The sequence below is a fragment of the Alterinioella sp. genome, assembly GCF_058343375.1.
The window spans coordinates 15,146-27,183 of sequence record NZ_JBTUJH010000106.1; the positions used below are offsets into that span (position 1 = coordinate 15,146).

Below are 12,038 nucleotides of genomic sequence, written 5' to 3' on the forward strand. Positions count from 1 at the left end.
TCATGGCTCCCTGACCTCAGCGGGGTGGTGTGTTGTTGGATGATCATTGGACCTGCGCGGAGCATATGACGCGCCGGATAACGACGCGGTTCCGGTCGGTTCCGACCTTGGCTTGATAATGTTCCATGTTTGTCTCGCATTGGTGGCATGCGCATGGATGATACGATATCGCGGCCCAAGGCGCGCCGGCGCGGGGTGGGGTATGACCCGGCGAACCGGTTCCCTGATCTTGGATTTGACCGTTCCATCAACCCTTCCGGGGGGTGTGAACATGGTTGTATCGACCGTTTCGTGCGGCCGAGCCACGCCTATCTTTGCCTGTCGCTGGAAGTGGTGCCTTTGTTTCGCGACTGGCTGCAGACCCATATGCCGGATCGGGCGGCCGGGTTGGGCCGCGAATTGCCACCGCTCAGATGCGATCTGTTCGCGGTGCCGGCGGGGCCGGGCGAGCAGTTGAGCCTGTTCTGAGCTCACTTTCGGCACCTTGCGCATCAGCTCCGCGCGCGGCGGCGGCTCTGGCGGGTGCGGGTGGGGCCCGCGCCATCGGTGCCGTCGCTGTCCGAGGAAAACCCGCCAAGCGCGCCGGTGATGACATCGAGGGTCGGGGCGGGGCCGCGCGGCGTGGTCTCCAATGCCTGGCGCATGGCGCGCAGATGATCGGTCTGCGTGCCGCAGCAGCCGCCGATGATCTTTGCGCCGCAATCGCGCGCCAATACGGCATAGCGGGCCATCAGTTCGGGCGTGCCGTCATAATGGATATGGCCGTCAACGAATTTCGGGATGCCGGCATTGCCCTTGGCGATGATCGGCAGTTCGGCACCTGCGGCTCGAAACCCCAGGATGGTGCGCAAAAGATCCGACGCCCCGACGCCGCAATTGGCCCCGAAGGCCAGCGGCGGATGATCCAGCCCTGCCACCATCGCAACCATTTCGGCCGAGGTCAGCCCCATCATGGTGCGCCCGGCGGTGTCAAAGCTCATGGTGCCGCACCAGGGCATGCCGGCCAGATGCGCGGCCTCGGCGGCAGCCTTGTATTCCTCGGCTGCCGAAATGGTTTCAACCCAGAGCACATCGGCCCCGCCCGCCTTCAACCCCTCGGCCTGTTCGTGAAACATCTCGACTGCGCCCGAATAGGTCAGCGTGCCCATCGGCTCCATGATTTCGCCGGTCGGGCCCACGGAGCCCGCCACAACAACTTCGCGCCCCGCCTTGTCAGCGACATCGCGGCCGATTTCGGCGGCGGCCCGGTTCAGTTCGAACACGCGGTCCTGGGCGTCATGCAGTTTCAGCCGCGCGGCGGTGCCGCCAAAACTATTGGTCAGAAAGATATCCGAGCCTGCATCGACCGCGCCCTGATAGAGTCTGGCGACGCGATCGGGGTGGTCGGTATTCCAGATTTCGGGCGAGTCGCCCGAGCTGAGCCCCATATTGAACAGCGTTGTGCCGGTGGCCCCATCGGCCATCAGCCAGTCGCGGGTTTCCATGAGACGGGACAGAAGATCGGACATGGGCGCACATGGTCCTTATATTGCACAGCAGAGTCGCCGCCCGGGTGTGATCCGTCCGGCACCATGAGGCAAGCGCATAATCCGCATAATCATCATGAATGCAGCGTGAATTCCGATGCGGAGCGCCAGGGCAGCAAAAAGCCGCTCAAGCAGCCCCCCGGACGGCCGGTTTCGGCGTGGGTCAATGCGATTCAGGCTTCGTCCATCAACTGGCGCTTGGCCTCGATCATCAGTTCGGCCATCTTGGCGCGGATCTGGTCTTGGCCGGCCTTGTCACCCAGGTCGCCCGCGACCTTGCGCACCACATCTTCGTGGCCGGCCTCCTCGAAATCGGATTTCACCACCTCGACGGCGTAAGCCTTGGCATCGTCACCCGATTTGCCCAGAAGCTCCGCCGCCCACAGGCCAAGCAGCTTGTTTCGGCGTGCTTCGGCCTTGAACTGCATCTCGGCGTCATGGGCGAATTTCGATTCAAAGGCGTTTTCGCGATCTTCGAATGTGGTCATTATGGATGTCTCCCTTTGGGCGCAAATTCTCGGCTCCCCCTCAGATACCGCGCCATATGGCCCGGCTGCAAGCCAAACCGGCCCAAAGCCTTGCGACATGGCGCGCTTTCCCCTATAGCGCGCCCAAGTGGCAGTGTGCCGCCGCGAAGGCAGGCCCATTTCATCCCTGGAGAAAACATGGCACGGCGCAAGAAGGTCTATGAAGGCAAGGCCAAGATTTTGTATGAAGGCCCGGAGCCGGGCACGCTTGTTCAATATTTCAAGGATGACACCACCGCCTTCAACGCCGAAAAGCGCGAAGTGATCGAAGGCAAGGGCGTGCTGAACAACCGGCTGTCCGAATATTTCATGACCGGGTTGGGCAATATCGGCGTGCCGACGCATTTCATCCGCCGCCTGAACATGCGCGAACAATTGATCCGCGCCGTCGATATCATCCCGCTGGAAGTCATCGTGCGCAACTATGCCGCCGGATCCATATCAAAGCGTCTGGGGCTGGAGGAGGGCATGCAACTGCCCCGTCCGATCATCGAATTTTCCTACAAGAACGATGAGCTTGGCGACCCGCTGGTGCCTGAGGAATATATCATCGCCTTTGGATGGGCGTCGCAGCAGGATCTCGATGACATCGTGGCGCTGGCGCTGCGGGTCAATGATTTCATGTCCGGGTTGATGATGGGTGTTGGCATCAAGCTGGTTGATTTCAAGATCGAGGTCGGGCGCGTTTTCGACGGTGATTTCATGCGGCTCATCGTGGCCGATGAAATCAGCCCCGATAGCTGCCGATTGTGGGATATCGAAAGCGGCCGCAAGCTGGACAAGGACGTGTTCCGCCGTGATCTGGGCGACCTGAGCGATGCCTATACGGAAGTGGCACGGCGGTTCGGCGTGCTGCCGACCAATAATGCTCCGGTGACGAAGCCGACGCTGATCAACTGAGACCCCGGCGCAGGATGACGCGGAGTTTTTTTGAGTATTTGGACAAAGAAGAAGGGGCCAGGGATGCGCGCCAAAGTGACCGTGATGCTGAAACAGGGTGTTCTGGACCCGCAGGGCGAGGCCGTGCGTCACGCGCTTGGCAATCTGGGTTTTGACGGCGTCAAGGGCGTCCGCCAGGGCAAGGTGATCGAGCTTGAACTGGCCGATGGCACGCCTGAGGCAGAAGTGACCGAGATGTGCGAAAAGCTGCTGGCCAATACGGTGATCGAAAGCTACCGGGTGGAGATGGGCGCGTGAAAGCCGCCGTCATCGTCTTTCCCGGATCAAATTGCGACCGCGATCTGGCGGTGGCCTTCGGCGGTGCCGGGTTTCAGGTCGATATGGTCTGGCACAAGGATCACACCTTGCCGGAAAATGTTGATATCGTTGGAATTCCCGGCGGGTTTTCCTTTGGAGACTATCTGCGTTGCGGGGCCATTGCGGGGCAGTCGCCGGTTATGAAAGCGGTCGCGGCGCATGTGACCCGGGGCGGCTATGCGATTGGCATCTGCAATGGGTTTCAGGTGCTGTGCGAAACCGGCCTGCTGCCTGGTGCGCTGATGCGCAATGCCGGGCTGAAATTCATCTGCCGGATGCAGGCGCTGAATGTCACGACAACCGACAGCGCCTTTACCAGCGGGTATGCGGCCGGAACCGAGATCACCGTGCCACTTGCCCATCATGACGGCAATTACGTCATTGATGATGCCGGTCTGGCTGTCCTGAAGGATCACGATCGCATCGCGTTTCGCTATCAGGGCAACCCCAATGGCGCGGTCGATGGCATCGCGGGCATCCTGTCGGAAAACCGGCGCGTGCTTGGCTTGATGCCACATCCCGAGCGGGTTGTTGACCCGGCCCATGGCGGCACGGATGGCAAGGCGCTGTTTGATGGCTTGGCCTCGGCGCTGGTTGCCGCCTGACGGGCTTGAGCCGGGCGCGCCAACCCCCTAGCATTACATCATGAACCTGCCTTTCATTCCCCCGGCGGCCCTGCGATCGTCACACGGGCGGCGCGCCTGGGTTTTGCGTGCCCTGATGGTCTTGTTCCTGGCCATTGCGGGCGGTGTTATCTGGGTGTCCAACATCTGGCTGACCGAACGGTTTACCGAAAGCACGCGCAACCGGGCCGAATTGCGGCTGGCGCTTTATTCGGGCTCCATCATCTCGGAATTGCAGCGTAATTCGGTGGTGCCGCTTTTGCTGTCGCGTGATCCGACATTGACGCGCGCGCTGTTGGTGAATGATTTCAGCCTGACCTCGCAGCAGCTGATTTCCTACCGCGAAGAGATTGGCGCGGAATCCATCATGCTGCTGAGCCGCGACGGGCGTGTCGTGGCCGCGACCGACCGGGCCCAGATTGGAGAGCTGCACCGGAACGAGCCTTATTTCGTGCAGGCGCTGCGCACGAATGACACGGTGTTTACCACCACCGAGCTGGAAACCGGGGCGTTCAACTTCACCTTCGCCCGCCGGATCGAGGCCGATAACCAACTGGTGGGCGTGATTCTGGTCAAGGTCGATCTGGGTCGGCTGGAGGATCGCTGGCGCGGCACATCCGAGGCCGTTTTCGTGACCAATTCCGAAGGCCGCATCATCTTGTCGACCGAACCGCGCTGGCGCGGCCACGAGGAAGCCGAGGCCATTGCACTGCAATCGCCGCCCTCGGCGATTCAGCGCGTAATCGAGGCCACCGGCGATTGGGCCTTTGCCACGCCGGGGCCGTTCTTTTCCGGCAACTCGACCCTGCGCCTGGAAAGCCGGATCCCATTTCGTGGCTGGCAGCTGGTGTCTTTTACCGCCTTTGCATCCATCCGCGAACGGGTGAACGGCGTTCTGGCACTGGAGATCATGGGATTCGCGCTGCTTTTGGCCGGGGCGTTCTATGTGTTGAGCCGACGGGCGCGGATGCAGTCGGTGTTCTTTCAGCGCGAATCGGCGGAGCTTCGCCGCCTGAACGTGCGCCTGCAGCGGGAAATCGCCGAACGTCAAAGGGTCGAGCGCAACCTGGAAGAGGCCGAGGCAAGCCTTGCGCAAAGCTCGAAACTGGCGGCAATGGGCGAGATGTCGGCGGCCGTCAGTCATGAACTCAATCAGCCGCTGGCGGCGATGAAAACCTATCTGGCCGGCGCGCGGCTGCTGCTGCATCGCAAACGCCCCGAAGAAGCGCTGTCCTCGTTTCAGCGTATCGACGATCTGCTGGAGCGGATGGGAGCCATCACCCGGCAGCTGAAATCCTATGCCAGAAAGGGTGGCGAGGCCTTTGCGCAGGTCGATTTGCGCAGCTCGCTTTCGGCCTCTTTGTCGATGATGGAACCGCAGCTTCGGCAGATGACGGTCGAGATTACCCAGACCATGCCGCGCAACCCGGTCATGGTGATGGCCGACCGGCTGCGGCTGGAACAGGTGATCATCAACCTGTTGCGCAATGCGCTGGATGCGATGAAGTCTGAGCCGCACCGCGAACTGGACCTGATCATTGCCGAGGGCGATGAGGTGGTTCTGACCGTGCGCGACAATGGTCGGGGGATTGACGATCTCGACGCATTGTTCGAGCCATTCTACACCACAAAGAAACCTGGCGAAGGCGTCGGGCTTGGTTTGGCGATCTCGTCGGGGATTGTGAAAGATCTGGGTGGACGGCTGACGGCACGCAATAGCGAAAGAGGCGGTGCGGTATTCGAGATCCGGTTGCCGCGCGCCGATCAAAGCAGTGCTGCGGCAGAGTGAGCAGGTGAAGGGAACGATATGAGAATCGCGATCATTGATGACGAGCAGGATATGCGCCAGTCGATCAGCCAATGGCTGGCGCTGAGCGGGTTCGAGACCGAGACCTATGCCAGCGCCGAAGAGGCATTGAAACATATCGGCGCAGATTACTCCGGCGTCGTGGTCACCGACATCAAGATGCCGGGCATGGATGGGATGGCGTTTCTGAAACGTCTGATGGGCATGGACAGCGCGCTGCCCGTGATCCTGATCACCGGTCACGGCGATGTGCCGATGGCGGTCGAGGCGATGCGGCTCGGGGCCTATGATTTTCTGGAGAAGCCCTTCAACCCTGATCGGATGACCGAGCTTGCCAAACGGGCCGGACAGACCCGGCGGCTGACGCTGGACAACCGCGCATTGCGGCGCGAGCTTTCCGATGGCACCGTCTTGATGCGCAAACTGATCGGGTCATCGCCCGTGATGGAACGGCTGCGCGAGGATATTCTCGATCTGGGCCAGGCTGACGGCCATGTTCTGATCACCGGCGAAACCGGAACCGGCAAGACGCTGGTGGCCCACGCGCTGCATGCGGTGGGGCCGCGCGCGGGCAAGCCTCTGGTCTCGGTCGCCTGCGCCGCGCATGAGCAAAGCGCGCTTTCGGCGATGCTGTTCGGCCCGGTGGGCGAGGGTCAGGATCTGCCGCTGGTGGAACAGGCGCGCGGTGGTTCGCTGCTGCTGGAAGGGGTCGAGGCATTGCCGCAGGCCTTGCAGGCGCGGCTTCTGACCATGATCAACGATATGGGCAACCCGGCCGAAACCCGGGTGGTGGCGATCTGCAATGCGCCCGAGCCGGATACCGGATGCGAAGCGGCGCTGCGCCCGGATCTGTTTTACCGGTTGGCGGCGATGCGGATCGACCTGCCACCGCTCAGGGCACGGGGCGAAGATATCCTGACGCTGTTCAACCGGTTCGGCGAACAATTTGCCGAGGAATACGGCACCGAAAGCCCGCAGGTCACGGCGCAGGAGGCGGCGCAGCTGTTGCAGGCCCCATGGCCCGGCAATGTGCGCCAGCTGATCAACATCTCCGAACGCGCAATTTTGCAGCAACGGCGCGGCTCAGGCTCCATCGCGTCGCTATTGATGAGCGAAGGTGAGGATACCAGCCAGACCCAGGTCGGCGAAGGCAAACCCCTGAAGGAATATGTCGAAGCGTTCGAGCGAATGCTGATTGACAACACCATGCGCAGACATCGCGGCTCGATCGCCAATGTGATGGAGGAGCTGTGCCTGCCACGCCGGACATTGAACGAGAAAATGGCGAAATACGGGCTCAGCCGGTCAGATTATCTTTGACGCCCCGGTGGGCCCGGTGCCCGCATTTCCGAAGCCAGGAAAAGGCCTGAGGGGGCATTGCCAGCCTTCCCTCACCCATTCAAGGGCATTGGGTATATGCAGCGGAGAATGGATATTTGAAGCGCAAAGAAGCGAAGGGTGTTGGCCACCCACCCCGAGCCGATGCGGCACCGGGGCAGGGGCCTTCTTCGCGCACGGTCATCGGCTTCCCAGCCTGTACCGTGCAAAGATGCTACCATCACCGGGGTTACCCTATGGTTAATGTTTCACGCATTAACCATAATGGCCTTCTTTGCGCATCCAAATATCCTGGGGGAGTCGCCTCTGGCGACGGGGGCAAGGCCCCCGGACACGCCCGCCCCGTGTCCGTGGGGTCAGCGGTATTTGCGCCATTCGTTAAGCGAATTGCCATTGTAATCGGTGCGAAACTGCCCTTAATGTCACCTTAGCGGTGCAAAGTGAGAAACTTCGCCGCGAAAAACAGTTTCTCTGACCGACTTCTGGCGCGCAAACGACTGATGCCGCGCGGATATCGGAAAGGTCACGTGGGTCCCAATCATGACCCCAACAGCATTGCTTCCGTAATCGGAGGCTGACGAACGGATGGCGGGCCAGACCTGTCATCGGAGATAAACCGCGATGCAACGCGAGCGCAGATTTGAGGTTCGGCACGGCAGGGCAATTGCCCGCGCCTTGCGTCCCTACGCTCCGCACATCGCCTTTTCAGGATATCATGGCCTTGCTGACGGTGCCCCCCCGGGGCGTTCCATTTCAGGGTCATGCGCAAGGAAAACATGGCAAAGAAAATGCTTATCGACGCCACACATGCGGAAGAGACCCGCGTTGTCGTGGCCGACGGAAATAAGGTCGAGGAATTTGACTTTGAGTCGCTGAACAAGCGGCAATTGGCGGGAAACATCTATCTGGCAAAAGTGACGCGGGTCGAACCGTCGTTGCAGGCGGCCTTTATAGATTACGGCGGCAATCGCCACGGGTTCCTGGCTTTCTCGGAAATTCACCCCGACTATTACCAGATCCCCACAGCCGATCGCGAGGCACTGCTGGCCGAGGAACTGGAATATGCGCGCGCCCAGGCGGAAGCCGAGGCCGAGGCTGAAGCCAAGCCGAAACGCGGGCGTCGCCGGCGCAAGAAACCGGCTGACACGCAGGCAGCGGACAGCAATGGCGATGCAGTTGCAACCGGATCGGTTCAGGGCGACGCTCCTGTCAGCATGCCCGGTTCGATGGATGTGGTCGATCTTGCGGCAGAGGCCGATTCACCGGCTTTGGTAACCGATGCCGCTGATGTTGGCCCTGCCGATGAGGCTGCCGAGGCAAGCGCCGCGGTTGAGGCGGAGGGCATCACCGCCGAGGCGACGTCCAAGGTTGCCGAAACAGCTACTGATAAGGCCGCAGAGCCGGGACAGGACGACACCGCAGAGGAAACCGACACTGCACCCGATCAGCCCGAAGACCCCGATATCTCGACCGTCGCCGATGATGACGATCAGGAAGATATCCGGCCTGTGCGCAAACCCCGCCCGCGCCGCTACAAGATCCAGGAAGTCATAAAAGTTCGCCAGGTCATGCTGGTGCAGGTCGTCAAGGAAGAACGCGGCAACAAGGGGGCCGCGCTGACAACCTATCTCAGCCTTGCCGGTCGCTATTGCGTGCTGATGCCCAATACCGCGCGTGGCGGTGGCATCAGCCGCAAGATCACCAATGCGCCCGACCGCAAGAAGCTCAAGGAGATTGCCACCGCGCTTGATGTGCCGCAGGGCGCGGGGCTGATTGTGCGCACCGCCGGGGCCAAGCGCACCAAATCCGAGATCAAGCGCGACTATGAATATCTGCAACGGCAATGGGAACAGATCCGCGATCTGACGCTGAAATCCAACGCGCCTGCCCCTGTCTATCAGGAAGGCGACCTTATTCACCGTTCGATCCGCGATCTCTATAATCGCGAGATTGACGAGGTGCTGGTCGAAGGCGAGGCCGGCTATCGGCATGCCAAGGACTTCATGAAGATGATCATGCCGTCGCATGCCAAGAACGTGAAGCATTACACCGATCCGATGCCGCTTTTCGCGCGTCATCAGGTCGAGGGGTATCTGGCGGACATGTTCAACCCGGTCGTGCAGCTGAAATCGGGTGGCTACATCGTGATCGGTGTCACCGAGGCGCTGATTGCCATTGACGTGAACTCGGGCCGGTCCACCAAGGAAGGCTCGATCGAGGAGACCGCGACCAAGACCAATCTGGAAGCGTCCGATGAAGTGGCGCGCCAGTTGCGTCTGCGTGACCTGGCCGGCCTCATTGTGATCGACTATATCGACATGGATGAGCGGCGCAATAATGCCGCTGTCGAAAAGCGCCTGAAGGAAAAGCTGAAATCGGATCGTGCCCGCATTCAGGTGGGTCGTATCTCGGGCTTTGGCCTGATGGAGATGAGCCGCCAGCGCCTGCGCCCCGGCATGCTGGAGGCGACGACGCAGCCCTGCCATGCCTGCCACGGCACCGGTCTGGTGCGTTCCGATGACAGTCTGGCGCTGTCCATCCTGCGCCAGCTGGAAGAGGAAGGCACCCGCCGCCGGTCCCGCGAAGTGCTGCTGACGGCCCCCGTCGGCATCGTCAATTTCATCATGAATTCCAAGCGTGAATATCTGGCGGCGATCGAGGCGCGCTATGGTATCTCGATCCGGATCGAGGCCGATCCGATGCTGGTCTCGCCCGATTACAAGGTCGAGAAATTCAAGACAGCGACCCGCCGTGTGCAGGCCGCGGCCCCGGTGATTTCGATGGACAGCGCCTTGATGGACAGCATCGAGGCAGAGACCGAAGAGGCCGAGGCAGAAGCCGCATCGGTTGTGGATTCGCCCGCAGCCATTGTCGCTGCTGACGGCAGCGAAGAGGATGCGCCCCGCAAAAAGCGTCGTCGCAGGCGTGGCGGGCGTGGTCGTCGCAAACCCGAAGGCACGGCTGTGGATGGAAACGGCGCTGCTGAATCCGATAGCAATTCCGAGACCCGGAAAGAGGCGGCCCCGGCATCGGAAACACTGACCCCGGCATCGGAAACAGATGCCGATACGGCCGCCCCTGCCGAGGCCGATATTGCGACGGAACCGGCCCCTGAGCCCGTGGCCGAGATTGCCCCCAGGCCGAAACGCAAACGGGCCAGCCGGGCGCGGAAAAAGCCTGTTGTGGTTGAGGCCGAAGCGCCCGCAGAGGTCACGGCCAACGACGGCTCTGCCTCTGCGGAACAGACCGCCGATCCGGCCCCTGCCGGGGTGCCAGAAGTTGCCGCCCCGGTTGCGCAGGAGGCTGTTCCGGCCGAGGATGCGCCCGTCGAGGAGGTTGTCGTCGCTACGGAGCAAGCCGCGCCGATTGTGGACGCCCCCGCCGAGGTGGTCACGCCGGACCCGGAGCCCGAACCAGAGCCCGAACCCGAACCGGAGCGCGAACCGGCCCTGGTCGAGGAAGCCCCGGCACCCAATGAGCCGGACCGCCCCAAGAAACGCGGCTGGTGGTCAATCGGCTGACGGCAGCAAAATCAGACAGATAAAAAACGCCCCTGATTTCCGGTCGGGGGCGTTTTTTGGTTCGAGAACGCGACACGCTCACGTCAGGCGCGCGGCCGGGGCTTGCGTTTCACCGGCCCCGCCTGCTCAGAGCGGTTTCCGAGACGTCCAGCACATCCTGTGCCCGCAGCCATCCCGGGCTGCCATGTGGCAGCAGGTCGATGGCGCGCGTGGCCAGGTCTTGCGCATCGTCAAACCGCCCGATCAGGGCGTAGCGTTCGGCGGTCGCGGTTGCCGCCAGCCCGGGCTGGCCAAGACGGGCATGGGCCAGCGCCAGATCCCGCAACATGCGTGGATCGAACGGGTCGCGGGCGCGGGCGCGGGTCAGCACGCTCAACGCCTCGCGGTTGCCCGACGCGGTATCGGCGGCCAAGAGCGCCCGGCCATAGCCGGCCAGGATCAGCGCATTGCGCGGGGCCATCGCCACGGCGCGCCCATAGGCCTGCACGGCCCCCCGGTAATTGCGCGCCCCGAACAGGATCTGACCGCGCAATTCCTGATAATAGGGATCATTCGGGCGCATCTGCAGCAATGCGTCAATCTCGGCCATGGCGCGGCCGGTATCGGGCAACCGGTGATAGGCGATGGCGCGGCGCAGGCGGGCAATCTCGGAGCTGTCATTGCGCTCCACACGGCGCAGGGTCCAGCCTGGTGCGCGCTGAAAGGCGGTCAGCTTGGCGATCATGCGTTGATACCAGTAAAGCGTGGTGGCATCGGGTTCCGGCTGGCCTGCCCCCGCGACCAGGGCCCGGATGGATCGCAGCCGGTCCCGGGTCAGCGGGTGGGTGCGCAGATAAGGATCCTGCCGCCCGGCCGAGAGCGCCTCCTGACCGCGGAAAATTTCCAGCACGTCCAGCATCGCGGAAGGGTCGGCACCGGCCGCGATCATATAGCGCAAACCGGCCGCATCGGCGCTGGCCTCTTCGGCGCGACTATGGGCAAAAAGCGCGCGCTGCGCCGAACTGGCCGTGCCCACAGCCACGCCAAGCCCCGCGCCCGGATTATCCGCCGCCACGGCCGCCGCCAGCCCCAATAGCAGGCCAAGCCGGGCCACCGTGTTTGCCTGACCGATATTGGCCGCGCGCCTGGTGTAATGGCCGTTGGCGATATGGGCGGCCTCATGGGCGATGACGGCTTGCAGGGCGGCGGGGTCCTCAAGCTGCATGATCAGGCCCGAATGGATGAAAATGTTGCGCGAATCGACAATGAACGCATTCAGCGACCTGTCATCGACGACGATGATACGCAGCGATGCGGGCAGGCCCGCCGCCTGCAGGATGGGGGCGGCCACGGCGCGAAGCGCCTGTTCGATCTCGGCGTCACGGAGGATGGCCTGCGCCGTCGCGGCCCCGCTCATCATCACAAACCAGGCCAGAAAAGCCCGGGCAAATTGCATCATT

Annotated in this window: 9 protein-coding genes and 1 pseudogene; 7 read left to right on the forward strand and 3 right to left on the reverse strand. The window is 62.4% G+C overall.

Going from position 1 to position 12,038, the window contains the following annotated elements:
• Positions 1-213: 213 nt before the first annotated feature.
• Positions 214-324, forward strand: a pseudogene (locus ACW8PS_RS14280) (PA0069 family radical SAM protein); the annotation flags it as partial.
• Between the two features lie 167 nt (positions 325-491).
• Here ACW8PS_RS14280 and bmt read toward each other — a convergent pair.
• Both bmt and ACW8PS_RS14290 read right to left on the reverse strand, forming a co-directional pair.
• The gene (gene bmt / locus ACW8PS_RS14285) at positions 492-1,508 is read right to left on the reverse strand and encodes a betaine--homocysteine S-methyltransferase (RefSeq protein WP_491528168.1); all 1,017 of its coding nucleotides are present in this window, start codon (positions 1,506-1,508) and stop codon (positions 492-494) included.
• Positions 1,509-1,699: 191 nt separating this feature from the next.
• Positions 1,700-2,014, reverse strand: coding sequence for a DUF1476 domain-containing protein (locus ACW8PS_RS14290; RefSeq protein ID WP_491528169.1), 315 nt, complete (start codon positions 2,012-2,014; stop codon positions 1,700-1,702).
• A gap of 177 nt (positions 2,015-2,191) precedes the next feature.
• On the opposite strand from ACW8PS_RS14290, the gene purC reads away from it, so the two are divergent.
• From purC to ACW8PS_RS14320, 6 genes are all read left to right on the forward strand, one after another.
• Entirely contained in the window at positions 2,192-2,953 is a 762-nt protein-coding gene (purC, locus tag ACW8PS_RS14295; protein ID WP_491528170.1) for a phosphoribosylaminoimidazolesuccinocarboxamide synthase, read from the forward strand.
• Positions 2,954-3,016: 63 nt separating this feature from the next.
• On the forward strand, positions 3,017-3,250 hold the full coding sequence (purS, locus tag ACW8PS_RS14300) for a phosphoribosylformylglycinamidine synthase subunit PurS (RefSeq protein WP_491528171.1): 234 nt from the start codon (positions 3,017-3,019) through the stop codon (positions 3,248-3,250).
• On the forward strand, positions 3,247-3,915 hold the full coding sequence (gene purQ / locus ACW8PS_RS14305) for a phosphoribosylformylglycinamidine synthase subunit PurQ (RefSeq protein ID WP_491528172.1): 669 nt from the start codon (positions 3,247-3,249) through the stop codon (positions 3,913-3,915). The genes purS and purQ overlap by 4 nt, the downstream gene beginning before the upstream one ends.
• Before the next feature lie 40 nt (positions 3,916-3,955).
• Complete coding sequence (locus ACW8PS_RS14310; RefSeq protein ID WP_491528173.1) at positions 3,956-5,722, forward strand: sensor histidine kinase; 1,767 nt, start codon at positions 3,956-3,958, stop codon at positions 5,720-5,722.
• An 18-nt stretch (positions 5,723-5,740) separates the two neighbouring features.
• Positions 5,741-7,060 carry a sigma-54-dependent transcriptional regulator gene (locus ACW8PS_RS14315; protein WP_491528174.1) on the forward strand — a complete coding sequence of 440 codons (1,320 nt, stop codon included), beginning with the start codon at positions 5,741-5,743 and terminating at the stop codon, positions 7,058-7,060.
• A 794-nt stretch (positions 7,061-7,854) separates the two neighbouring features.
• The gene (locus ACW8PS_RS14320) at positions 7,855-10,599 is read left to right on the forward strand and encodes an Rne/Rng family ribonuclease (protein ID WP_491528175.1); all 2,745 of its coding nucleotides are present in this window, start codon (positions 7,855-7,857) and stop codon (positions 10,597-10,599) included.
• Positions 10,600-10,708: 109 nt separating this feature from the next.
• On the opposite strand, the gene ACW8PS_RS14325 is transcribed toward ACW8PS_RS14320, so the two are convergent.
• Complete coding sequence (locus ACW8PS_RS14325; RefSeq protein ID WP_491528176.1) at positions 10,709-12,037, reverse strand: M48 family metalloprotease; 1,329 nt, start codon at positions 12,035-12,037, stop codon at positions 10,709-10,711.
• Position 12,038: the final 1 nt, after the last annotated feature.

Coding starts and splice junctions, on each gene's coding strand:
- bmt (WP_491528168.1), bottom strand. CDS start 1,508: ATGTCCGATCTTCTGTCCCGTCTCATGGAAACCCGCGACTGGCTGATG.
- ACW8PS_RS14290 (WP_491528169.1), bottom strand. CDS start 2,014: ATGACCACATTCGAAGATCGCGAAAACGCCTTTGAATCGAAATTCGCC.
- purC (WP_491528170.1), top strand. CDS start 2,192: ATGGCACGGCGCAAGAAGGTCTATGAAGGCAAGGCCAAGATTTTGTAT.
- purS (WP_491528171.1), top strand. CDS start 3,017: ATGCGCGCCAAAGTGACCGTGATGCTGAAACAGGGTGTTCTGGACCCG.
- ACW8PS_RS14310 (WP_491528173.1), top strand. CDS start 3,956: ATGAACCTGCCTTTCATTCCCCCGGCGGCCCTGCGATCGTCACACGGG.
- ACW8PS_RS14315 (WP_491528174.1), top strand. CDS start 5,741: ATGAGAATCGCGATCATTGATGACGAGCAGGATATGCGCCAGTCGATC.
- ACW8PS_RS14320 (WP_491528175.1), top strand. CDS start 7,855: ATGGCAAAGAAAATGCTTATCGACGCCACACATGCGGAAGAGACCCGC.
- ACW8PS_RS14325 (WP_491528176.1), bottom strand. CDS start 12,037: ATGATGCAATTTGCCCGGGCTTTTCTGGCCTGGTTTGTGATGATGAGC.